Raw genomic sequence first — 22982 nt, 5'->3', positions numbered from 1 at the left:
GCAACCGGGGCAAACAGCGGGTGCGAGTAGAGACAGTATAACAAGCAGCCGACTTCCGCATGGGATAGTCGATGGAATTCGAAACGGACGTGGGCAGTCACGCGTGGGTGGTCCACGGATGAGCGACCGCCTCGACCGAGTGCTGAACTGGCTGGTACCGTCGGGGTCGGTGTTGCAACGGGCGGTCAAGAGCGGGATGTGGGTCGGCATCACCAGGGTCGCGATGCGCTCCTCGCAGCTCATCATGCTGGTCGTGCTGGCCCGACTGCTCTCGCCGACCCAGTTCGGGCTGATGGGTATCAGCCTCCTGTTGCTGTCGGGCACGCGGAAGTTCAGCCGGTTCGGACTCGACGCGGCGCTCATCCAGAAGAAAGAGAAGAACGTCGACAGCTACCTCAACACCACGTGGTGTCTGGAAATCGGCCGCGGACTGTTGCTGTTCGGGGTCCTGTACGCGATTGCGCCGTTCGCCGCGACGCAGTTCGGTGAGCCAAACGCGGAGCCGCTCATCCGGACGCTCGGGCTGGTGCCGCTCCTGCACGGACTGCGCAACCCCGCCGTCGTCTACTTCGAGAAGGACCTCGCCTTCCACAAGAGCTTCATCTACCAGGCAAGCGGCGGGCTGGCCCAGCTTATCGTCGGTATCGGGTACGCGCTGTACTCGCCGACGGTGTGGGCCCTCGTGGCCGCCTCGCTGGCGAAGCCGACCGTGCGGACGACGGTGTCGTACCTGCTCGACGACTTCCGGCCCTGGCCCAGGCCCGACCTCGGGGCCGCGAAGGAGCTCATCGAGTTCGGGAAGTGGATGACCGGCGGCTCGATACTCGGCTTCCTCTCCAGCGAGGGCGACGACGCCTTCGTCGGCTGGTTCCTCTCGGCGACGGCGCTCGGTTTCTACCAGTACGCCTATCGGATGGCCGACTTGCCGGCGACACAGATGTCCGGCGTGCTCTCGCAGGTGACCTTCCCCGCTTACTCGGAGCTCCAGCGGGACCTCGGCGAGGTGCGCTCGGCGGTGTTACAGACCACCCGGCTGACCGCCTTCTTCGCCTTTCCGATGGCGTTCGGTATCGCGCTGGTCGCGCCGAGTTTCGTCCCCGTCGTGCTGGGCGAGCAGTGGACGCCGATGGTGGTGTCCATGCAGATACTGGCGTTCTACGGCCTCTTCCACGCCATCACGCGGAACTTCGGCGAACTGTGGAAGTCCCAGGGCCGCCCCGACATACAGGTCAAACTCGGGCTGGTCCGCATCGCCTGTCTCGCCGTGACCATCTGGCCAGCGGCGTCGCTGTGGGGCATCGAGGGCGTGGCGGTGGCGGTCACCGGCGTCTACCTGTTCCCGATGGTTCCACTCGACGTCTACATCACGGCGAAGATGCTTGAGACGACCTCGATGCAGATATACCGGGAGTTCGTCTATCCGTTCGTGGCCGGCGTCACGATGTTCGGGAGCCTCTGGTACGTCCAGACGATGACGGAGTGGTCGTCGCTGGTCGAACTCGTCGTCCTCATTCCGGCGGGCGCGGCCATCTACGCCGCCACCGCGTTCCTGCTGGAATCGCAGTTCGAGTGGGGCATCAAACAGCTGTTCGGGATGGTCGTCCAGGGAATCAGATAAGCGGTCAGGACTCGCCGGCCTCTGAGCGGAACTGGTCGCCGTCGACGAAGACGTGGTTGTCGTACCGCAGGAAGTAGACGCCGGCGTCGTACTCCGGGACGGCCGGGACCGACTCGCCGAGGGCGTCCCGAATCAAGAGGTCGAGTTCGTCGACACCGGCTTCGACCGTGAGACACGCCGTCGAGGAGAAGCGCGGATTAATCTCGATGGTGTATGGCGTCCCGTCGTCGGCGACGATCTGCTGGACGTTCATCGGCCCTGCCGGCGAGAGCGTCGCGGCGATGTCGCGACAGCTCTCTCGCACGGCCGGCTGTCTTCGGGTCACGCCTTTCACTGTCGACCCCTCCTTCTCGATTGCTTCCTTGGGGACGACGCTCAAGAGCCGGTCGTCGGCCGTCGAGACGACGCTGGTGGTGAACTCGGTGCCCTCGACGAGTGTCTGGAAGAGCACCTCGTCGGCCGGTCGCGAGGCCGCTTCGAGGGACCGCGACAGTGCAGCCGGCGACTCGACGCGCTCGATACCCCGGCTCCCGCGCCCCCGACGGGGTTTCCGGACGAGCGGATAGGCGGCCTCGGGTATCGCGTCCGCCTCGCTGGCGAGCCACGTCCGGGGGACGCTGTGCCCGGCGGCGTCGAGCCGTCGGTAGGTCGCGTACTTGTCGAGAGCGATGCCGACGACGGCCGGTCGCGGGGCCACGACGGGCAGGTCGTCCGGGAGCGCGTCGAGTTCGGTCAGTTCCTCGTCGACGGTCGGGACGACGACGTCGACGCCGTGGTCGTCGACGACGGTCCGCAGGGCGGCTCCCCATTTCGGGTCGTCGGCGGGCGGTATCGCTCGCCCGGCGTCGGCGAGATATATCCCCGCCGCGTCGGGGTCCATATCCACCCCGACCACGTCGTGTGTCGTCGTCTCACCGAGCGCCCTGACGGCGCCGATACCACTCGCACCGCCGACACCCGTGACGAGAACGGTCGCCATGTGGTGTCGTCCCCGATACGCTCAGTTAGCTATGTGGCTACTTCCGCCACTCGCGGACCGCTAGCAGACGTTTACTTTTCAGTCGCGTTCGCGTTCACTACCGTGTGCGTCGCAGTTCGCTCCGCGCCGTCTGTTTCGACCTGGACGGGACGCTGTTCGACGACCGTCAGTACGCCAGAGCGGGCCTGATTAGCGCCGCCGCCGAACTACAGCGGCGCACGGGCGTCGACCTCACCGCGGAGTTCCTGCGAGCGTACTTCCGGAACGGTCACCGCGAAGCGACGTTCGACGTCGTCCTCTCGGCGGCCGGCCTCGCCGACGACCACGTCCCGGCGCTGGTCCGCGCGTACCACGACAACGAGGCGTCGCTCGTCCCGTATCCCGACGCCGCCGAGACGCTCGAACGGCTGGGGCGCGACTACGCTATCGGCGTCGTCACCGGCGGGACGAACGGCCGCGAGAAGCTCTCGCGGCTGGGCCTCGACGATTACGTCGACGAGGTCGTCGTCACCGCCGAGCGCGAGGACTCGAAGCGGTCGCCGGGGCCGTTCGTCGAGATAGCGGAGCGTCTCCGTGTCACACACGAGTCGACGGTGTTCGTCGGCGACCGACCGCCGCTGGATTTCCCCCAGCCAAACCAGCTGGGGATGCTGACGGTCCGGCTCATGCGGGGCCGGTACGCGGACACCATCGCCCGGAACGCGGCCGCGCCCGACGCGGCCGTCGAGTCGCTCTCGGCGCTCCCGGCGGTCGTCTCGCGGTTCGACGGCCGGCCGGAGCAGCTGTGACCGGCTCGGACCGGGCGTGAGAACACGGGACGCCGGTCAGTTGTGGCCGTGGAAGTTCGACTTGTACATGTTGTTGATGCGGATGACCTGGAACGCCTCGGCGTACGTCGAGTTGGCCTGCCGGCCCCGGAACCGCGCAAGCCCCTTCATCGCCTCGGCTTCGAGGTACTTCTTCTCCTGTTGGGACGTATGCGAGCGAATCGCCTCTATCTTGCCTTCGATGACCCCCTCCGGGACGGAGTTGTAGTACTGCGGCGCGAACGACGACCGGGTAGACGGGGCCTCGAACGCGAGCACCTGGTTGACGTTTCGCGACGCCGTGATGGAGGCCTTCGCGGCCCGGCGGTGGTCCTGGTGGGTGTCCTCCTCGGCGTGGATGTACACCCGGTCGGGCCCTATCTCCGCGAGTTTGGCCTCCAGTTCGTCGACCGTCGACTGGTCGTAGGGGACTCTGGTGTCCTCGTAGTCGAGGAACTGCACGTCGTCGACGTTCAGTATCTCGGCCGCACGCCTGGCCTCGGCTTCCCGCTGGTCGCGTTCGGCGACTTTGCCACCCTTTGTCAGAATAATGAATCGAACGGTATCACCGCGGTTCCGGTGGACGGCAATCGACGCGCCCGCTCCGAGTTCTATATCGTCGGGATGTGCCCCGATAGCTGCGACCTTCATCGAACGGGCTTCCCGTTCAGCACCACCTTGTTATTATTTAATTACGTGCGGTAACGCTTCGTTTCCCCAGAACAGGAAATTGTTGCTGGTTTGACTTGACTACCGTTTATATATGAGGGGTCGATGCGTGACTGCAGGACACGTGAAACTGGTAGCGAGGAAGGGGGCGACCGCGAATCAGTCGTCGGCCGCGACGGCCTCGATGTAGGACTCGTACCTGTCGGCGCCGGCGGCCATCGAGAAGTGCTGGGCGCGCTCGCGACAGCGCTCGGGCGGGGTCGGGTCGTCGAGGGCCTCACCGATTCGCTCGGCCATCCGCACCGGGTCGCCGACCGGGGTGAGCCGGCCGTAGTCGCCGTCGTCGAGAATCTCTCGTGGCCCGTACTGGCAGTCCGTCGAGACGATGGGGCAGCCACAGGCCAGCGCCTCGATGAGGACCGTCGGCAGCCCCTCGACTTTCGAGGGCATCGCGAACACCGAGGCCCGTCCCATGTAGGCGTAGGGGTTGTCGGTGTAGCCGGTGAACGTCACCGTGTCCGCCACGCCGAGGTCGTCGGCCAGCGACTCCAGAGTGTCGCGTTCGGTCCCCTTCCCGACGATGACGAGCCGGGTCGACGGACGGCGCTCGCGGAGCCGGGCGAACGCCCGCAACAGCGTGGCGAAGTCCTTCGACGCCTTCAGTCGGCCGACGGCCACGATGGGGTCTATCTCCGGGTCGTCCAGCCACGCCTCTTCGACCGACTCGGTCGCGCCCGACTGGATGGCCGCGATGTCTATCGGGTTGTTGAGCACCGTCGTCCCGTCCGGGTCGACGCCGGTGTGTTCCACCACCGTCTTCGCGACGCCCTCGGAGACCCCGACGACGTCGTCCGCGTAGGGGTACACCCGGGCGGCCAACGCCGCCGTCGCCCGGTCTTTCCGCGTCGGGAGGTGGTCGAAGGGGCTGTGTTCCGTGATGGCGACGTGGACGTCGGCGTCGGTCAGTCGACCCGCCGTCACGGCCGCGATGTTAGTGTGGGTCCGACTGGCGAACAACACGTCGGGCCGGCGCTCGTCGAGATACGACACCAGCCGCGGGACGGCGGCCAGGATACCCGCCGCCGGGACCCGGGGAACGTCCAGTTCGACCGTGTCGACGGCGTCACCGATGAGGGAGACGAACTCCCCCTCCAGGTGGCCGGCGACGAGGTCGACGTCGTGTCCCCGCGCCGCGAGGGTGTTGGCGATGTTCACGGTCACGCGCTGTGCGCCGCCGAAGTCCGGCGCCGGCGTGAAGAAGGCGACCTGACGGGCCGTCTCCGCCGACACCGCCGTCCCCTCGGCCGTCTCCGACCGTGCCGCCCCCGCAGAGCCCGTCATCGGTCTCCGGCCCCGCTGTCGCGACGGACGTCGCTCTGTGGCGCGGCCCACCCGCCGTACCGTCGTCTCTCGACGCGTTCGTGCATACATCGCCACTGGGCGCTCACGCGGTGATAGTTACACAGCTACTAACCACACAGACAGCCGCTGAGACGTAATTATACGGCGACATACCGGTCGTAGTAATGTGCGTAACAAAGCACGACGACCGTGGAGCGTGGCGTATGACTCATCAGTGCGGCGTCGCACGCCGACCGACCCCGCGACGGTCGCCACGACCGGCCGACGGCCTCGGACAGCGTCGCGCCCCGGGAGCCGATGTATGACCCGAGAGGTCCTCGCTATCGGTCCGCGGTCGCCGCCCATCACCGGGCCCGGGCTCAAGAACAGGTACATCCAGCGCGGCCTCGAGGGCCACGGGCTGGACGTGGAGTGGGTGAACACGCTCGAAACCCACCCCCGGACGGTGGCGGACATCCTGACGAAGACGCTGTCGTACGACGCGTACCTCCTGAGCGCGTCCACGAAGGTCCGCCTCGGCGTGGCGCCGCTGCTTGCGACGAAGCTCCGCTCGCCGGGCGTCCACGGGGCGCTGTTCCCGGCCGGCGGCGAGTTCGCCGACGAACTCCGGGCGCTCCCCGGCCCGGCCCGGCGGTTCTACCGCCGAACCTTCTCGGCGTTCGACGGCGTCTATCCACAGACGGACGAACTGACGGACGACCTGAGCGGGCTGCTCGACGACTCGGTCCAGGTGCGGACGGTCCCGAACCTCCGACCGCTGCCCGAGTCGACGCCGTCGCCCCGACCGAGCGGGACGTTGCAACTTGCCTACGTCGGTCGCATCAAGGAGTCCAAGGGACTCGACGACCTGCTGGACGCCTACGAGCGGGCCAGAGACGCCGGTGCCGACGCGGTGCTTGACATCTACGGCCACTTCCTCCCCGACGACCCCTACGAGGACCACTTCCTCGACCGGTGTAGCCGAGTCCCCGGCGCCCGGTTCCACGGCAAACTCCCCAACGAGGACGTCATCCCGACGTTACAGGAGGCCGACGCGTTCGTCTTCCCGACGGTGTACGACGGGGAGGGGTTCCCCGGCGCGCTCGTCGAGGCCTTCGCCGCCGGCTGTCCCGTCCTGGCGACGGACTGGAACTTCAACGCCGACATCGTGACCGACGGCGTCGACGGGCGGCTGTTCGACCCCCGCGACGCGGCGGCGCTCGCGGATATCATCGGTGAACTGGCCGCCGATTCCGGACGGCTCGCCGACCTGCAGCGAGGGGCCAGAGCGACCGGCCGGCAGTACAGCGTCGAGCGCGTCACCGCCGGTATCGTCGAGCATCTCGACGAGAGCGGGTGGGACATCCCCTCCTCGACGGCCGAGCAGTCCGGAACAGTCCTAGAAGCTCAGTAGCGCGCGTACCCGAAGTTCAGTTCCGGAGCGTTCGGACCGCCCGCCCGAGGTCGTGGGTCCGTTCGCCCCCGAGCGCGGCCAGCAGGTACGTCGCGAACTGCGGTTCGAAGGGGTAGTCGCGGACGGCCGCGGACAGGAGTTGCCGGGCGCGGTCGTACCGGCCGTCGTGGACGGCGCTCTTGCCGGCCCGGAAGGCCGCCCAGGCCCGGAACTCCCGGCGGAAGCGGTCGCCGTACGTCGCCGCGAGCGGCTCGAACTCCTCGACGAACAGCTCGTAGCCCCGCTGGGTCTTCTCGAAGTCCTCGGTCAGCCGGCCCGGCGACTCACAGTCGTAGACGACGAGCGGCTCCGGAATCCGGGTGAACGCCGTCTCCCGCGAGAGCTCGACGAACCACTCCAGGTCGGCCCAGCAGGGGAACCGCTCGTCCAGCGGGACGCGCTCGGCGATGTCGGTCTCGACCAGCGCGACGGACATCGAGCCGACGACGTTCTCACGGAGCAACGCTTTGGTCATGTCGCCGTCGACGGCCCGGGGAATCTGGATGCGCTCCGCGTCGGGCAACACGCGTTTGATGCCGCAGTAGGCGACGCCGGCGTCGTCGCCCTCGACGGCGTGGACCTGTCGGGCCAGCTTCTTCGGGCGCCACTGGTCGTCGTCGTCGAGGAATGCGACGTACTCGCCGTCGGCCGCGTCGATGCCGGTGTTGCGGGCGGCGTTGGCCCCGCGGTTCGTCTCGTGGCGGACCACGCGGTGGGCGGCCAGCGAGTCGAGGGCTACGTCGGCCAGCACCTCGCGCGCCGGCGTCGACGAGTGGTCGTCCACGACGACCAGTTCGAGGTTCTCGTAGGTCTGCTCGCGGACGCTCTCGACGGCCGACCGGAGGTGGTCGGGCCTGTCGTAGGTCGTCACGACGGCCGTGACGAGCGGCGGCGTCACGCCCGCGCCCCCCGTCGACTCGCTCGCTCGTCGGTCCCGTTACTCACCGTCTGGTGCCCCCGTCTCCGGGGCAGGTACGTGGTCCCCATCGGCTGTAGCAAGCCACTATGGGCCCGTAAGTATGCGACGGCTACGCCGAGCCGGTCGCACTGGCCGTAATCCGGAGATAGACGATGTACGAGAGGACCGCGAAACAGAGCCACGTAATCGCGTTTACCACTCGCCACCACTGTCCGACGGCCGCGCGCGGGGCGAAGAGCACACGGTTACACAGCAGGCCGATGAACGAGACGAGGAAGTACAGGCGCACCGATAGCAGCGTCAGCGCGACCAGCAGCGCCAGCGTGACGGCCATCCAGAGTGCCTGGCTGTAGACGAACAGCGTCGAGTCGCCGTCGTCCCGGTCGCCGTCGCGTGCCGGCGCGGCGAACAGTTCGCTCGACGTCCCTCGCCGTTCGCTTCGACTCTCGCTACCGCCCGTCGACCGGGCGGCGGCGATACAGCGCTCCCAGAGGCCCGCCACGTAGCTGACCACGCTCACGGGTACCCCGTTCCCATCGCGTTCGCTCTGTCTACCATCGCCTGGCACCTCGATTGGCCGGTACTCAGTTAGTTACGTACTAATAACGCGGCCGCGGTCCACGCCGGCGGTCGATAAACCGACGTGCGAGAGGGCTGGGGGCGGTTCAGGAGCGGCGTAACAAACTATCAGGGTGGGTATCCCGGGAGCATGGGTGAACTGTGTCCCGACCCCACGCCGTCGGCCCGGACGCGGCCGACGGTCGTGGCGGCGAGCGGCGACCGGCAGGCGGACCGACCGAGCGCAGTCGCGCGAACGCGACCGAACCGAACCAGCACCGGGGAGGGCCCCGAGCGATGAGCGGGGGCCAGTCCCGGCTCTCACAGCTCACGGACACCGAGACGGCGCCGCTGCTGTACGAGACGGTGCGCAACATGGAGACACGGCAGTTACTCGGCGTGGCCGACCGGACGCTCCGACAGCTGGTCGTCCCGTCCCTGCCCCTCGACGCCGACCAGTGGTACGACCGCAAGGTCCCGAGCGGCCTGGCGATACGGCCCGGTCCCGTCCGGGGTAACACCACGACGCTCCGGCGCTGTCTCGGCTCCGAGACCCGGGAGCGCTACCGCGAGCGGGCCGACGAGACCGCGACCGGGACGGTGACGCTGCTCGACCGCTCGCTGTCGGTGGCCGGCGAGGACGGCGTCGGGTGGCTCGACGAGTCGGTCCTGGAACCGCCCGCGATGTGGGCGCTCAAGTTCCACGGCTTCGAGTTTCTGTCGTGGGCGACGCTCGGTTACGACGAGCCGACGGCGTGTCCGGCGGTCGTCGAGACGGTCGAAGACTGGCTCACAGACTGGGACGGCGCCGACGCGACGCGGGTCGGTGCGCCCGGTTACCTGCGTCGCGCCTGGACGCCCCACGCCGTCTCGCTCCGAACTATCAACCTCGTCCGGCTGTGCGCGTGGGTGCGCCGCGACACGGGCGTCGAGGCGCTCGCGGCCCGGCTCGTCTACCGGAACGCCGCCTTCCTCGCCAACCACGTGGAACACGACGTGGGCGGCAACCACCTGATAGAGAACGGGGCGGCCCTGGTGATGGCTGGGACGCTGTTCGACGGCGACGGCGAGGGGTGGCTCCAGCAGGGGGTCGACGTGCTGGTCGACGCGAGCGACCAGTTCCTCGCCGACGGCGGCCACTTCGAGCGCAGCCCGATGTACCACGGTATCGCGCTCGTCCGGTATCTGACCGCCGTGGACCTGCTGCGCCGACAGGGCCGGTCGGTGCCGCCCGAACTCCGCGAGGTGGCGGTCGCGGCGACGGAGTTCCTCCAGCGACTCAGCCCGCCGGACGGCCGGATTCCGCTGCTCAACGACGCGGTGTTCGGGGAGGCCCCCCCGCTGCCCGCCGTGCTCAGATACGCCGACGCCGTCGGCGTCGACGCGACGGCGACGCCCGGCGAGTCCATGCCCGCGTCGGGCTACTACTGGCTCGGCGAGGGCGACGACCGGCTGCTCGTCGACGGGGGCCAGCCCGGCCCGGCCCACCTCCCGGGCCACACCCACAACGACCAGCTCTCGGTCGCGTTCTGGGCCGACGGGACGCGGCTGCTGACCGACACGGGAACGCCCGCCTACGCCCCGACGAACCGGCGCGAGTACGCCCGCAGCGTCCGCGCGCACAACACCGTCCAGTACGGCGACGTCGAGCCGATGCCGGTCGGCGGCAGCTACCTGCTCGGCCGACGGGTCGAGCCGACAGCCACCGTGACCGAGCGCGACGGCGTCGCCCTGTTCGACGGGCGCTACAGCCGGGAGCCGTCGCCCCGATACAGCCACCGGCGGCGGGTGTACCACGACGAGGACTGGTGGCTGGTCTGGGACACGGTCGACGCCGACGAGGAGGCGACGGTGACGAGCCGGCTCCACGTCGCGCCCGACATCGACGTCGAGCGCGGCGACGACGGGAGACAGCCCCGGTTCGACCTCCGCGACGGCGGCTCGACGCTCGCGTCCGTCGTCCCGCTGGGCGCGGCGACGGCGACCGTCGCGACGAGCGAGTACTGTCCCGAGTACGGTCGTGCCGAGAGCCGGGCGAAGCTGTCGTTCCAGTCGGAGGGAAGCGCGGTACAGCTCGGCTTCCTCCTCTCGACGGGCGCGCCCAGGTCGGTCGCCGTCGACCACGACGGCACCACCGTCGCCGGGCTCTCCGTCGACGACGACTACCGCTCGCTCCCGGCGCCCGAGTGACCGCCCGCGGTGGGGAGTTGGTAACAACCCCGAAACCAAGCCGTAGGCGGCGCTTTCTTATCCCACTGTGTGCGCTGTGGTCTGTCAATGGCTCGTGGCCGAAGTTGGGGGCCCAGAGCGGTCTCTACGCTCCTCGACCTCGCTGTCGTCGGTAGCATCGCGCTCGTAACGTACGCGGTCTGGTTGCGCCCGGAAGTCGGCCTCGGACCGGCCCGCGTCCTGGTGGGCGGGGCCTTCGTCCTCCTCCTGCCGGGCTATGCCCTGACCGCGGCGCTGTTCCCGCGGCGGCAGTCGGAGCTGTCCGGCGTCGGGGGCCGACTGTCGCCCGGCCACCTCTCGGGGCTCGAACGACTCGTCTACTCGGTCGGTCTCAGCATCGTCACCGTCCCGCTGCTGGCGCTGTTTCTGAACTTCACGCAGTGGGGCATCAACTCACAGTCCGTCGTTCTCACGCTGCTGTGGTTCGTGCTGGTCACGACGGGGGTGGCGGCCGTCCGCCGACTGCGCGTCCCGCCGGCCGAGCGGTTCCGGCTGCCGGTGGGGTCGACGCTCGGCGGCGTCACCAGCGCCGGACCGGCGACGGCCCTCATCGGCGTCCTCTTCGTGCTGACGCTCGCGGTCGCCGGCACGGCGCTCGTGTCGGCGGACGGGGGCCAGCGCTTCACCGAGTTCTACATCCTGTCCGAGGACGACGAGACGGGCGAACTCGTCGCCGACGACTACCCCGAGACGGTCGCGACGAACCGGGGCGCCCCCATCTACGTCGGTATCGAGAACAACGAAGGTCGGTCGACGAACTACACCGTCCTCGTCGAGTTCCACCGGGTCAGTAGCGTCGACGGCGAGCGGACCATCGACGCCCGGTGGCGACAGAAACGGTACGAGAAACAGCTCGCGGCCGGTGGCGCCAACGCGACCGGGGTCCGCGTCTCACCCCCGGACTCGGCGGCCGGCGAGCGGCTCCGGCTGACGCTGCTGCTCTACGAGGGACCGACCCCGGAGAACCCGCGCATCGACGACGCCTACCGGTCGGTCCACATCTGGGTCGACGTGGTCGCCGGCGGAGGTGGACTGTAGATGGTCGCCACCGGGACCGACGACCGCTGGCTCGCGGCCGGCGGGTTCGCGCTCGCACTCGCCTGTACGCTCGTTCTCGCGACGACGCCGGCGGCCAGCGGCTACGAACCCTCCATCTACGGGGCGTACCCGTGGTACTTCTGGGCGCTCGGCGGCCTCGCGCTGCTCGTCGGGAACGTGGTCGTCGTCCGCAGCGCCAGGCGGGGGACGACCGACTGGCTGTACGGGCTCGCGCTCGTCCTGACGGTCGTCGGCCTGCTCGTCTTCCTGCCGTACTTCCGCGGGTACACCCTGTTCGGTCGGGCGGACGTGCTCTCACACGTCGGGTTCATCAGGGACATCCAGACCACGGGGCAGGTCAGCCCCGGGAACATCTACCCCAACTTCCACCTGCTGGTGTTGAGCCTCGCGTACGCCACGGGTATCGCCCCGCAGACGACGCTCATGTCGCTCGCGGGCATCGGCTCGCTGTTCAGCATCCTCTCGTTCGTCGCGCTGGTCGGCGCCGTCTTCGACCGCCGCCGGGCGCTGCTGTCGGTCCCGTTCGCGACGGTGCTGGTCGCGGTCCAGTCGGTACCGTACGTCTTCAGCATCCTGCTGGTCCCGTTCGTCCTCTACCTGTTCGTCATGGAGCGCCGGACGCGAGCCCTGCACGTCCGGGCCGCGTTCGGGCTGGCGCTGTTCGCACTGGTCATCTACCACCCGATAACGGTGCTCTTCCTGGTGCTGGTCCTGTGTGTCTACGGCGTCGCACGGCTGTTGCACGCCCGCGGCGTGCTGGACAGCACCGAGGGGCTGACCGGGCCGGTGGGCCCGATGCCGTTCTCGCAACTGGTGGTCGCCGTCTTCGCCGTCTGGTATCTCGACTTCCCCAAGATAGTCGCGCGGTTCAGAATCGTCATCGAGACCCTCACCGCCCCGGGCGGCGGCGGCTCCTCGGCGGCGTCCTACACCGAGACGGTGGCCCAGTACAGCCCGACGGTGGTCGACATCGTCCGTATCGCCGCGCTCAGATACGGCGAGTCCGCGATACTGCTCACGCTCGGGGGCTGCTACGCGCTCGCCGTCCTCGTCGCGACGCTGCGCTCGCGCACGAGCGGCACCGTCTTCCGCACGACGTTCGTCGGCGGGCTGGGGCTCTTTACCGGGATGTCGGTCCTCTTCTTCCTCGTCGACCTCATCGTCGGCTTCGGCCGTCCGCTGGTGTACGCGGAGCTGTTCGCGGCGCTGCTGGCCGGGGCCTTCGTCTACCTCGCGGCCGAGCGAACCGGCGCCAGGTCGACGGTGTACGGGCTTACCTACGTCACCGTCGCGGTGTTGCTGGCGATCAGCACCATGGGACTGTACGCGTCGCCGATGACCGTCGGCCAGAACCAGCAGGTCACCGAGGCGGAGATACAGGGGTCAGCGTGGTACATCGAGCACCGCGACACCGGGGACGACCTCAGCGAGTTCGGTATCGAGACCCACCGGTTCCGCGACGCCATCTACGGCCGGGAGACCTACGACGACGACCAGGTGGTGACCAGCGACACCGACCGGATACCGCGCCACTTCGGCTACACCGAGAACGCCACCCTCGGCGCCAGCTACGAGAGCGAGAAGTACCTCGTCCTGACGGCGGCCGGCCGCACGTTCTACGAGAGCCTCTACCCGGACTACCGGGAGTTCTGGAAGTACGAGCAGTCCGACTTCGACCGGCTCCCACGGGACCCGACGGTGTCGTCGGTGTACGACAACGGTGAGTACGACGTCTACCGGGTGAACGCGACCGCCTGACGCCCGCTACAGTGGCTTCCTAGCGGGCAGCCACCGAACTCGTCGGTCGCTCGGGCGTCCGGCGACGACTCACGACCGGTCGCCGCCCCCCAGTGCCGTTTCGAAACACTTCGGACAGAGCGAGACGAACCCCGGAAGGCGCTGTACCTCTCTGTACGCCTTCCCACAGTCATCGCAGTACGTCGGCGCGCCATCTCGGAGCGGGTTCTTCCCGCTCATCTGGCCGCCGCTCCCGTCCTGTCGCGTGATTCGAGGCACGCCGTGTCGTGCGGTGTTCGCCTCCGAGACGGCGTCGAGCCGGCCGATATGAGAGAGAGAGTCCGGCGCGTGCCCACGAGTCGATTACAACCGATAGCTAGTCGTCGAGCGGTCAGTCCAATCACCAGGCCCCTATCGACCGAGCAGTGTAATAAAGGGCCTTTTCAGACCGATAGTATATTCCGGTAGATATGTGCCCATCGGCGACAGGAACCGCAGTCCGAGAGAGCTCTCGGCGGGCGTCGAAAGCACCGCCGCCGGACCAGCCCGTGTTCCCGGCATTGCTGGGGCCCTCGCTCTAAACGTCGGATTCGGCGAGTGGAGAATCAGGCGAACCCGTCGGCCGTCGACAGCGCCGTCCGGAGGTCACTGACCAGCGCCTCGTTGCGCAACGACACGTTGTCGGCGACGTGCTGGGAGAGCGCCCGGCCCTCGTCGAGAGCGTCCGCGGTGGCCGCTTCGAGCGTCTCGACCGTCGCTCCGTCCCAGGGAATCGCGTACTCGGCGATGTCGAGCGTGCGGAAGGTGCCGTCCATCTTCGGGCCCCACTCGGGCCGGTAGACGCCGATGGTCGGCGTCCCGACCGAGAGCGCGAAGATGGCCGCGTGGAGCCGCATGGTCACGAGCAGGTCCATCTCGGCGTAGTGGGCCCGGAGTTCGTCCGGGTCGTAGGACTCGTAGTAGCCCACGCCGATATCGTCGAGTCGGTCCCGATTGCGTTCGGCCCACGCCGCGTCGATTTCGGTCTGTATCGTCAGCGTGACCTCGTCGCCGGCGTCGACGAGGCGGTCGAGATACGTCAGGAAGGTGTCCTCCATCCGTTTCCCGGCCGCGTCGAGTTCGCCGGTGTCACCAAGCGTCGAGAACCGCGGCACCGCGGCGATGCGGTTCGACTCGCCGTCCGAGGGGTCGCCCGCCGTCGGCGTCCCGTTGAGGAACGCGGTGTCGACGCCGTTGATGAGTTGCGTCGAGAGGCCAAACTCCGAGAGGTAGTCGAAGGTAATCGCGTCGCGGGTCATGACGAACTCGGCGTCCTCGAGCAGGGGGACGACGAGCCGTCTGGCGACCCCTTCCAGCGCGAACGTCGTCTGTGGCAACAGCCCGTACGGGACGTCGTTTCGCCGGGCGACCTGCAGCGGGTAGAGCATCGCGAGCAGGTACGGGAGGTTCCCGTGGCTGGGCGAGTAGTGGATGGCGTTGCCGCCGTTGAACAGCATGGCGTCGGCGTCGGTTATCCCCTCGTACAGCGCCGAGTGGACCGACAGGTCGTCGGCGACGCCGGCGACGTCGACGCCGTACTGGAGGCCGTTGCGCGCCAGCGCGGCCAGTTGCGCCGGCCGGGACTGGCTCTCCGGGTCGTAGGTTATCGGCCCGCCGACGAGCGCGCCGTCCTCGACGCCGTCGAGTTCCTCGACCATCCGCTCGTACTCCGGCGACTCGGACGCGAACCGCGAGACAGCGGTCACGTCCACGTCGGGAACGGTGCGGTCGAGCAGCGCGAGCGACCCCTCGTTTATCGCGAAATCCCCCGCGTTGCGACAGCCGTACGCGTAGGCCAGCGTCAGTGAATCCAGGTCCATCGTCCGAACGGGAGTTGACAGCCCAGCCAGTTTAGTAGCCAATCGGTAACTGGCTGGGCCCGGTGGGCTGACCAGTTGGTTCCGCGACAGCCGGCCCTGCGGGGGGACACGCTCGCCGACCGACCACCGGCGCTCGCCTCCCCGTCCGGCGGCCAGACGGCGTATAGAACGCATACTAATGCCGATATCGGCGGTCCGTTTCGACGTCTCATGGCAAGTGTGATGTCCGCGGCCGACCGCCGGACGACGGCGCCGTGCCCGACAGGTGACAGCGACCGATTACCGACCGTCAGCGGAGCGCTGGGGTGACGATGGCCGACCGAGACAGCTACGTCTTCGTCTCCCAGCGATACCCGCCGGAGAAGGGCGGGAACGCCTCGCGAATCCGTGACCTCGCCGTCAACGTCGCCGACGACGCGAGCGTGACGGTGCTGGCGCCGCCGGCCTGTTACCCGCCGGGGAACTTCGAGCGCAGCTGGGAGCGGTGCGAGACCGAGCGCCGGGACGGCGTCGTCGTCCATCGGCTGTGGTCCTGGCAGCCGCGGGTCGAGAACCCCGGACTCGCCCGCCGGCTCCCCTACTACCTGCTGTTTGCGTTGCACGCGACGCTGTGGCTGGCCTGGCACCACCGCTCGACCGACGCGGTGCTCACGTCGACGCCGCCCATCACGACCGGTATCCCGGGGCTCGCGGCCGCTTTCCTCGGGACGCCGTGGGTGGTCGACGTGCGCGACCTCTGGATAGACAACTCCGTGGCGCTTGGTTACGTCGACGCCGACAGCCCGCTGGTCCGGGCGAGCCGGTGGTTCCAGGGGCTCGTCCTGGGGACGGCCGACCGAATCACCGTCACGACGCAGTCGCTCGGGACCGCCGTCACCGAGAAGTACGGCGCGGCGCTGGACGACCGGATTCGCCATCTGCCCAACGGTGTCGACACGACGCTGTTCGAACCGACCACGGAGCGGGACGAGCCCGCGCCGGACCGGAGCGAGACAGCGGACACGCGTCCGGACGACGAAGCGGAGCCGCCCGTCGTCGTCTACACCGGGAACCTCGGCAGCGCACAGCCCCTCGAGCCCTGTATCCGCGCGATGGACGAACTGTCCCACGACGCGACGCTCCGGTTCGTCGGCGACGGCGACGAGCGCTCGCGGCTGGAGGCCCTGACGGAACGACTCGGTCTGGCGGACCGCGTGGAGTTCGTCGGGCTGGTCGACCGCGAGGCGGTGCCGGCCCACATCAACGGGGCCGCCGTCGGGCTGGCGCCCATCAAGGACACGTCTGAACTGGCCTACGCCATGCCGACGAAGGCCTACGAGTATCTCGCCTGCGGGGTCCCTCTGGTGGTCACCGGCCGCGGCGAAGTGCGCCGGTTCGTCGAGGACTCCGGCGGCGGCCGCCACGCCGAGGTCGACCCGGCCGCCATCGCCGAGGAACTCGACGCGTTGCTCGACTCGCCGGAGCGGCGCAGACGGCTGGGCACGGCGGGCCGCGAACACGTCGTCGAAGCGTACGACCGCGCGAACATCGCCGACCGGCTCGAGGACCTGCTTTCGAGTCTCGCCGGTGCTGACGACGCCGAGGTGGCCTCGGAGACGCGCGCGGTCCGGGCCTGATACCGTCGGCGAGAACGCTTTTCGGGGTCAGTCGCCACCCAGCGACGCGACCCCGGCTCTCAGTCGGGACGGCCCGCGGTTTTCCGGCCGAGGTAGCGTCCGACTCCCGGTACGCCGGGGAAGCCGTCGACGCTCCAGACGACGAAGACGACGACGAGCAACGCCAGCCGACCGGGGCTGGCAAGCAGGTACGCCGCCGGGGCGGCGGCGATGTCGGCGAGGTTCGCCAGCACCGGTTCGCCACCCTCGTACTCCGGGAGCGGCAACACCGGCCAGAGGAGGAAGGTGAGCGAGTCGAAGTCCCCGGCGGGGAGCTTCGGAATGGCGTCGCCGGCGAGGTGGCTGGCGTATCCCACGACGAACGCGAGCGCCGGGTCGGACTGGCCCCAGCGGCGAGCGACGTAGAGCACGACGGCCGCGACCACCGCGGCGGTGAAGACGGAGTGTGCCAGACTGCGTCCGGCGGGCAGGACGCCGACGGCCCACGCGAGTGGTTTGTCGACGAGGTCGGGGAACTGCGTGCCCACGGCCGCGGTGACGGCCACGGCGCCGTCGACGCGGTGGGCGCGCAGTCGCCACAGGAGCGAGACGAGGAGGTACCCGAAAGCGAGATGCGACCACGGCCACATTAGCGTCGCCCCCGACGGGACCCGGCGGTCGACGCGGACGGTCGAGAGGCGGTTTGCGGACAGGGCATAGTCGACTGTTTCCGGTGTGGACGGTTTGTTACGCTGTCTGGAACCGCCCGCCGGAGGCGTAAAACGGAGCGACGAGCGGGGCAACGCCGCGCTCGTCGCGTTCTCTGGCCTCGCCGCCGAGCCCGGACCGTTAGCAGGTGATTACTCATGATTGGTCCGGGCGGAGTCGGGGGCAGGACACATGAGTGGATTCAATCACGAGCGAATCGACGAGCGGCCACCCTGTACGAAACTCGGGTTCTGTCTCACCGCGGACCTGACCGGTAACGGCCGCGAGGACGTCATCGTCGGCGGCGCCGGCGAGGGGTTCCCCGGCAAGGGAATCGTCTGGGAAGCCGAGCGCCGCGGGGTCCCGACCGGCCCGATTCGCTCGGCGATGGGCATCGGCGAGGCGAACCTCTTCTGGTACGAGAACCCCGGCTTCGAGCGCCACGAGATATCCTTCACGCCGTCGCTCGACGTCGGCGGTGCAGTGGGCGACCTCACCGGGTCGGGCGGACCGAACATCGTGGCCGGGCAAGGCATCGACAACACGGGGCTGTACTGGTTCGAACCGGGGCAGGACCCGCGTGGCCGCTGGTCGCGCTACCGCATCACGGACCGCTTCGAGAAGTACCACGACGTCGCCGTCGCCGATATCGACGACGACGGGGAGCCGGAGGTTGTCGGGCTCTCACAGGAGTCCGAGACGGTCTTCTACTACGACATTCCGTCCGAGCCGCGCCGCTCGCCCTGGGACGAGGAGCACCTCCACATCATCGACGAGGGTCGCGAGGTCGAAGGCCTCGCTGTCCGTGACGTCACCGGCGACGGCCGGACGGAACTGGTCGCGGGCCCGAACGTCTACTACCGCGACCCGGACGCGGTAAACGGGTGGTGTCGCGAGGAAATCGTCTCCGGGTGGGACAACACCCGCGTCGAGGTCGCGGACCTCGACGACGACGGCGAACTGGAAATCGTGCTGTCGGAGGGCGACTCCCCGCACCTGGGGACCCGACCGGGCCGGGTCGCCTGGTTCGACCCGCCCGACTGGGACGAGAACGTCATCGCGGACGAACTGTTCTGCCCGCACTCTCTCGCCGTCGAGGACTTCACCGGCGACGGGCTGCTCGAAATCTACGTCGCGGAGATGGGGCTCGGGAAACACGGCGAACCGCGCCACTTCCTCTTCTACAACCGCGAGGGGGAGTTCGAGCGCGAGACGGTCGAGACGGGCATCCCGACCCACGAAGCGAAAGTCGTCGACCTGACCGACAGCGGCCGGCCGGACGTGGTCGGGAAGTCCTACGGCCCTGACCACCACGTGGACGTCTGGTTCAACCGGCTGTGAGCCAATCGGCCACATCTGGATAGTAGTCGGAAACTGAGCCGTCTCCAGCCTGGAGTACACACTATCTAACAAGGTATAGCAGTGGCTTCCTTCTACACGAGTGGTAGCTATGGAACCAACGTCGAACTCGCAGGGCGGGGAGTCAGCCGGTGTGACCGAGACTACCGAGACGGAGCGCGTGTGCAAGGTCTGTCACCGGTCGATTCCGCGAACTGCCGACCGAGAGCGCCGTGAGGCGCTGGTTCACCGGGACTGTCTCGCGGAACTGCGATGTGGCATCACGCTCCGTGGGACGGGCGGTGAACGGACGCGAGAGCGGGACACGCGCTGACGGCCCGCTCGCGACACCTACGCCAGCGGCCGGAACCACACCGCGGCCACCAGAACCGCGAGGAAGAGGTAGGAGCCCCGAATCAACAGCATCGTCGCGAGTTTCGGTTCGGCACGGTAGGCGACGGCCAGGACGGCGCCGAAGACGGCGGCCCCGCCCGCCGCGGTCGGCGGAATCCCGGGCAGGGCCACCGCGAGCGCGACGACGCCGACCATCGCGAGGCCGAACAGCCCGAGCGCGAGCCGTCTGGCCCGGCGGGGCCCCAGGACGACGGCGACGGTCCGCTTGTCGATGGAGCTGTCGTAGTCGAAGTCGGTCTCGTCGTCGATTATCTTGATGCCGGTCAGCATGCACAGAAAGACGCCGGCCAGGCCGAGTACCTGTGGCCCGAAACTGGTCGCCTGCGCGTAGTACCCGCCCAGCAGCGCCAGCGCGATGCCCGCGGGGTAGCCCATCGTCGCGCCGACGGGGTTGAGGTCCAGTTGCGGCGCGTGCGTGTAGCCGATGACCCACGTCGGCGCCGTCACCAGCGCCGCAAGCGGGGAGACGAGCAGCCAGAGGCCGACGGTACAGGCCAGGAAGCCGGTGGCACTGACCAGAAGGGCCCCGCGACACCCGCCGACGGTCAGCGGGTGGTCGTCGTCCTCGCCCCTGACGTGGAAGTCGACGTAGCCGTCCTTCACGTGGGCGGTGTAGACGGCGAAGAACATCGCCAGCGCGTGGAGCCCGGCCACCGCGAGGTCGGCGGCGCCGGCGAGGACGGCCCCGAACAGCGACGTCGCGAGCGGCGGCAACATGAACACCGGGTGGACCTGCGAGGCGAGCGCCTTGCCGGCACCGAGGACGCCGGACTCGTGTCGGGCCACTGCCATAGCGGGAGCGAGGGACGGCAGCGTGAAAAAGACTCGTGCGCCGGCGCGCGGTACGGCGCGACTACCGCCAGTTCGACCGGTCGAGGACGAACGGGGAGATGTGCGAGGCCAGGTCCCGGGCCGCCCGCTCGGTCGGGGCGTGCAACTCGCCGGAGACCGCGCCGGCCTCGCCGCCGACGCCCTCCGTCTCGGAGATGGGGTCGGTGCCGTCGGGGCTGGTCTCGTACGGTCGCCGCGAGCGCACCCGGTCCCGGAGCTTCTGGAGCGTGCGCTGTGAGAGCTGGGCGTCGAGATGCTGGAGGTCGTACTTGACCAGGTAGCCGCGGGTGGCCGCCCGGATGGCGATGACCGGGTGGCCGCGGTCGGCACAGCGGTCCCAGATGGCTTCCTGTTCGTCTGTCGTCGCGTACACCGGAACGTTCGACGGGGCGAGGTGGTCCATTGACCCCTCGTAACGGGTGGAGCATTATCCGTCCTTCGGGTAGGGACAGCCAGTCAGCGCAGCGTCGTGTACGACAGCGCCGCGATGGCGACGAACTGCAGCCCCCGCAGAATCAGGACCACCTGCTGGACGCCGGGGTCGCCGCTGTAGAAGCTGGCCATCGAGAAGAAGAAGTAGATGGCCATGGCGTTCTCGGCGAGCATGGCGACGGCAAAGAGGACGAGTCCGCCCACCAGTCCGGTGCCGAAGGTGCTGTAGTTGCGGACCCAGACGCCCACGAGCGGGAGCAAGAGGAGCGTGTTCAGTCCCGCGAGGACGACGGCGGCGGTGATGAGGGTACCCATCGCCATCAGCGGGTCACCTCGCCTCGCCGCGCGAGCAGACGCGCCCCCGTCATGTGTCCATCTGCTCCGTGATGTCCTCGAAGGTGTCCCGGTACGTGTCGAACCGGTCGGTGAGGAAGTAGAGTTTCGCGTACGACTCCTCGCCCGACTCGACGATGTCGTGCTCTTCGAGTTGTTCCATGTGGTGGCGAATCGTCTTGTATCCGACGTCGAGTTCGTCGGCCAGTTCGTTGGCGTTTTTCGGTCGCTCCGTGAGGGCGTCGATGATACGCGCCCGGTTGGCGCCGCCGCGCGTCGCCGTCAGCAGATACCAGAGCGCTTTCTCCATCCCTCTCCGTCCTGTGGTCCTGTTGCCCGTCCTAAATAGTTGGCTCTCCCCGTCGCGCGTGGGTGTCTCGGTTCCGTCGGTGTCATGAACGGTGACCACGGCTGGTTCGGGCGGTGGGACGACAGCCGCCTACAAAACCCTTCTTCGAACTCTCTTCCAAATTGGTACCGACTCTGGCGGTCGCGTCGCCGAACTAGTCGAGCGCGGCGGTCGCCTCGGCCATGACGTCGATGGCCTCGCGCAGCGTCTCGGTGTCCGTGGCGTAGGAGATGCGGGCGTAGCCCGCGCCGTTCTCCCCGAAGGCCTCGCCGGGGACGACGACGACGCCCCGCTCTATGACCTCGTCGACCCAGCCCGCCGGCACCTTCGGCATCGCGTAGAAGGCGCCCTTCGGGGTGGGACACTCCAGGCCCATCTCCGCGAACCCGTCGAGCAGGATATCCCGACGCTCCCGGAAGGCCTCGCGCATCTCCGCGACGGGCTCCTGGGGTCCGGTCAGGGCGGCCTCGGCGGCGTACTGTGCGGGCGCGGAGGCACAGGCTTGGGCGTACTGGTGGACCCGGAGCATCCGCTCGATGCGCTCGGTCGCGCCGGTGACCCAGCCCAGCCGCCAGCCCGTCATCGAGTAGGCCTTCGAGCAAGCGTTGACGACGACGACGTTGCCAGACTCGTCGAACTCGGCGGGCGAGCGGTGTTCGCCCTCGAACACCTGATGTTCGTACACCTCGTCGGAGATACAGAGCACGTCGTGTTCGTCGGCGATACGGGCGAACTCGCGCATGTCGTCGGGGGACTGGACCGCACCCGTCGGGTTGGCCGGGGAGTTGACGACGAAGGCGGCGGTGTCGTCGGTGATGGCGGCCTCGACGGCGTCGGGCGCCATCGTCAGGTCCTCGCGCAGGCCGACGGGCTTCGGGGTGCCGCCCGCGAGGTGTGTCAACGCGTCGTAGGAGACGAAGCCGGGGTCGGGGAAGACGACCTCTTGCCCCGCGTCGACGTGGGCCTCCAGTGCGATGTGGAGCGCCTCGCTCCCGCCGGAGGTGGCGATGATATCCCCGGGGTCGACGTCGAGGTCGTTGTCGCGGGCGTGTTTGGCCGCGATGGCCTCGCGGAGTTCGAGGGTGCCCTTGTTCGACGTGTAGGCGTCGACGGCGCCCGACTGGATGGCCTGGACGGCCGCCTCGCGGGCGTGGTCGGGCGTCGGGAAGTCCGGCTGTCCCAGACCCAGGTTGATGGCGTCCTCGCCGGCGGCCTCGAACACTTCGCGGATGCCCGAGATAGACACCGCTTCGACGCGACTGGAGAATCCTGTCATACCACCCCTGGGGGCGTCCGGGCCGATAATTCTTCCCGAAGCGGGCGGCGTCGCGACGGGGTCGGTCGAGACGCCTCGCTATATCGTCTCCTTGACCGGGACCAACTGGAGAGTCCCGTCGCGGTCGAGTCTGATACGGTAGCCGGCGTAGGAAAACGAGACCGACATCTGGGCCGCCGCCGACGGCGGCGTCTTGAACAGCGTCTCGACGACGTGTTCGACTTCGTTGTACAGCGGTGGCAGGGATTCGATATCACAGTCCTCTATCTCGGCGAGTACCTCCAGCAGGTCGTACTCCGAGGTTTCGGGGTCCGGCGTTATCTGCCGACGGACCACCGCGGCGCCGTCGGGCTGCGTGTCGTTCTGTTCATCGGGCCGAGAATCTGACATTACAGGAGATAGCCGACCGGCGGTTACAAACGTAGTGTCGAGGTACGTACCAGTTTGACAGTCGCCGCCGGGCGGGCTCAGCGTACTAG

24 protein-coding genes are annotated in these 22982 nt (G+C 68.5%); 10 read left to right on the top strand and 14 right to left on the bottom strand.

The annotated features are described in order from the left end of the window. The first annotated feature begins 118 nt into the window (after nucleotides 1–118). Nucleotides 119–1618 (top strand): lipopolysaccharide biosynthesis protein, encoded by a 1500-nt coding sequence (locus tag NDI86_RS05655; RefSeq protein ID WP_310899430.1) that lies wholly within the window; start codon nucleotides 119–121, stop codon nucleotides 1616–1618. 4 nt (nucleotides 1619–1622) lie between these two features. Here NDI86_RS05655 and NDI86_RS05650 read toward each other — a convergent pair whose 3' ends face one another. Continuing rightward, a complete protein-coding gene (locus NDI86_RS05650) occupies nucleotides 1623–2597 on the bottom strand; it encodes an ATP-grasp domain-containing protein (RefSeq protein ID WP_310899429.1) in 975 nt (324 codons plus the stop codon). Nucleotides 2598–2701: 104 nt separating this feature from the next. Here NDI86_RS05650 and NDI86_RS05645 point away from each other — a divergent pair, with 104 nt between their 5' ends. Next, nucleotides 2702–3385 (top strand): HAD family hydrolase, encoded by a 684-nt coding sequence (locus tag NDI86_RS05645; protein WP_310899428.1) that lies wholly within the window; start codon nucleotides 2702–2704, stop codon nucleotides 3383–3385. A gap of 36 nt (nucleotides 3386–3421) precedes the next feature. Here NDI86_RS05645 and NDI86_RS05640 read toward each other — a convergent pair whose 3' ends face one another. Both NDI86_RS05640 and NDI86_RS05635 read right to left on the bottom strand, forming a co-directional pair. After that, nucleotides 3422–4054, bottom strand: coding sequence for a PIG-L deacetylase family protein (locus NDI86_RS05640; protein WP_310899427.1), 633 nt, complete (start codon nucleotides 4052–4054; stop codon nucleotides 3422–3424). 177 nt (nucleotides 4055–4231) lie between these two features. Then, nucleotides 4232–5413, bottom strand: coding sequence for a glycosyltransferase (locus tag NDI86_RS05635; protein WP_310899426.1), 1182 nt, complete (start codon nucleotides 5411–5413; stop codon nucleotides 4232–4234). A gap of 322 nt (nucleotides 5414–5735) precedes the next feature. On the opposite strand from NDI86_RS05635, the gene NDI86_RS05630 reads away from it, so the two are divergent. Further along, nucleotides 5736–6827, top strand: a complete 1092-nt coding sequence (locus NDI86_RS05630; RefSeq protein ID WP_310899425.1) for a glycosyltransferase family 4 protein — start codon at nucleotides 5736–5738, stop codon at nucleotides 6825–6827. Between the two features lie 16 nt (nucleotides 6828–6843). Here the strand turns inward: NDI86_RS05630 and NDI86_RS05625 are convergent, their stop codons facing one another. Next, nucleotides 6844–7764: a glycosyltransferase gene (locus NDI86_RS05625; RefSeq protein ID WP_310899424.1), complete on the bottom strand. Its 921-nt coding sequence runs from the start codon at nucleotides 7762–7764 to the stop codon at nucleotides 6844–6846. Between the two features lie 130 nt (nucleotides 7765–7894). Then, complete coding sequence (locus NDI86_RS05620) at nucleotides 7895–8305, bottom strand: DUF8044 family membrane protein (RefSeq protein ID WP_310899423.1); 411 nt, start codon at nucleotides 8303–8305, stop codon at nucleotides 7895–7897. Between the two features lie 189 nt (nucleotides 8306–8494). Between NDI86_RS05620 and NDI86_RS05615 the strand changes: the two genes are divergently transcribed. The 4 genes from NDI86_RS05615 (at nucleotide 8495) to NDI86_RS05600 (ending at nucleotide 13389) form a co-directional block, all read left to right on the top strand. Next, a complete protein-coding gene (locus NDI86_RS05615; RefSeq protein WP_310899422.1) occupies nucleotides 8495–8644 on the top strand; it encodes a hypothetical protein in 150 nt (49 codons plus the stop codon). Beyond that, nucleotides 8641–10533: a heparinase II/III domain-containing protein gene (locus NDI86_RS05610; protein WP_310899421.1), complete on the top strand. Its 1893-nt coding sequence runs from the start codon at nucleotides 8641–8643 to the stop codon at nucleotides 10531–10533. The genes NDI86_RS05615 and NDI86_RS05610 overlap by 4 nt, the downstream gene beginning before the upstream one ends. Before the next feature lie 87 nt (nucleotides 10534–10620). After that, nucleotides 10621–11610: a DUF1616 domain-containing protein gene (locus tag NDI86_RS05605; protein ID WP_310899420.1), complete on the top strand. Its 990-nt coding sequence runs from the start codon at nucleotides 10621–10623 to the stop codon at nucleotides 11608–11610. Next, complete coding sequence (locus tag NDI86_RS05600) at nucleotides 11611–13389, top strand: hypothetical protein (RefSeq protein ID WP_310899419.1); 1779 nt, start codon at nucleotides 11611–11613, stop codon at nucleotides 13387–13389. A 69-nt stretch (nucleotides 13390–13458) separates the two neighbouring features. Here NDI86_RS05600 and NDI86_RS05595 read toward each other — a convergent pair whose 3' ends face one another. Continuing rightward, entirely contained in the window at nucleotides 13459–13608 is a 150-nt protein-coding gene (locus NDI86_RS05595) for a hypothetical protein (protein ID WP_310899418.1), read from the bottom strand. Between the two features lie 365 nt (nucleotides 13609–13973). Beyond that, nucleotides 13974–15227: a polysaccharide pyruvyl transferase family protein gene (locus NDI86_RS05590; RefSeq protein ID WP_310899417.1), complete on the bottom strand. Its 1254-nt coding sequence runs from the start codon at nucleotides 15225–15227 to the stop codon at nucleotides 13974–13976. Nucleotides 15228–15538: 311 nt separating this feature from the next. On the opposite strand from NDI86_RS05590, the gene NDI86_RS05585 reads away from it, so the two are divergent. Next, complete coding sequence (locus NDI86_RS05585; RefSeq protein WP_310899416.1) at nucleotides 15539–16843, top strand: glycosyltransferase family 4 protein; 1305 nt, start codon at nucleotides 15539–15541, stop codon at nucleotides 16841–16843. A 59-nt stretch (nucleotides 16844–16902) separates the two neighbouring features. On the opposite strand, the gene NDI86_RS05580 is transcribed toward NDI86_RS05585, so the two are convergent. Further along, nucleotides 16903–17472 (bottom strand): metal-dependent hydrolase, encoded by a 570-nt coding sequence (locus NDI86_RS05580; protein ID WP_310899415.1) that lies wholly within the window; start codon nucleotides 17470–17472, stop codon nucleotides 16903–16905. A 250-nt stretch (nucleotides 17473–17722) separates the two neighbouring features. On the opposite strand from NDI86_RS05580, the gene NDI86_RS05575 reads away from it, so the two are divergent. Together NDI86_RS05575 and NDI86_RS05570 are read left to right on the top strand one after the other, a co-directional pair. Next, nucleotides 17723–18871: a VCBS repeat-containing protein gene (locus NDI86_RS05575; protein ID WP_310899414.1), complete on the top strand. Its 1149-nt coding sequence runs from the start codon at nucleotides 17723–17725 to the stop codon at nucleotides 18869–18871. Nucleotides 18872–19022: 151 nt separating this feature from the next. Next, on the top strand, nucleotides 19023–19202 hold the full coding sequence (locus tag NDI86_RS05570; RefSeq protein WP_310899413.1) for a hypothetical protein: 180 nt from the start codon (nucleotides 19023–19025) through the stop codon (nucleotides 19200–19202). Between the two features lie 17 nt (nucleotides 19203–19219). On the opposite strand, the gene NDI86_RS05565 is transcribed toward NDI86_RS05570, so the two are convergent. From NDI86_RS05565 to NDI86_RS05540, 6 genes are all read right to left on the bottom strand, one after another. Continuing rightward, nucleotides 19220–20074 (bottom strand): UbiA family prenyltransferase, encoded by an 855-nt coding sequence (locus NDI86_RS05565; RefSeq protein ID WP_310899412.1) that lies wholly within the window; start codon nucleotides 20072–20074, stop codon nucleotides 19220–19222. Between the two features lie 61 nt (nucleotides 20075–20135). Next, nucleotides 20136–20516, bottom strand: coding sequence for a hypothetical protein (locus NDI86_RS05560; protein ID WP_310899411.1), 381 nt, complete (start codon nucleotides 20514–20516; stop codon nucleotides 20136–20138). A 53-nt stretch (nucleotides 20517–20569) separates the two neighbouring features. Beyond that, complete coding sequence (locus tag NDI86_RS05555; protein WP_310899410.1) at nucleotides 20570–20866, bottom strand: DUF8036 family membrane protein; 297 nt, start codon at nucleotides 20864–20866, stop codon at nucleotides 20570–20572. A 43-nt stretch (nucleotides 20867–20909) separates the two neighbouring features. After that, nucleotides 20910–21188, bottom strand: coding sequence for an ArsR/SmtB family transcription factor (locus tag NDI86_RS05550; protein ID WP_310899409.1), 279 nt, complete (start codon nucleotides 21186–21188; stop codon nucleotides 20910–20912). A gap of 193 nt (nucleotides 21189–21381) precedes the next feature. Next, on the bottom strand, nucleotides 21382–22503 hold the full coding sequence (locus NDI86_RS05545) for a pyridoxal phosphate-dependent aminotransferase (RefSeq protein ID WP_310899408.1): 1122 nt from the start codon (nucleotides 22501–22503) through the stop codon (nucleotides 21382–21384). Nucleotides 22504–22581: 78 nt separating this feature from the next. Then, nucleotides 22582–22893, bottom strand: a complete 312-nt coding sequence (locus NDI86_RS05540) for a HalOD1 output domain-containing protein (RefSeq protein WP_310899407.1) — start codon at nucleotides 22891–22893, stop codon at nucleotides 22582–22584. Nucleotides 22894–22982: the final 89 nt, after the last annotated feature.

The organism is Haloarcula onubensis (assembly GCF_031624605.1).
Taxonomy (GTDB): Archaea; Halobacteriota; Halobacteria; order Halobacteriales; family Haloarculaceae; genus Haloarcula; species Haloarcula onubensis.
This window is presented reverse-complemented; position numbering and strand designations above follow the sequence as displayed.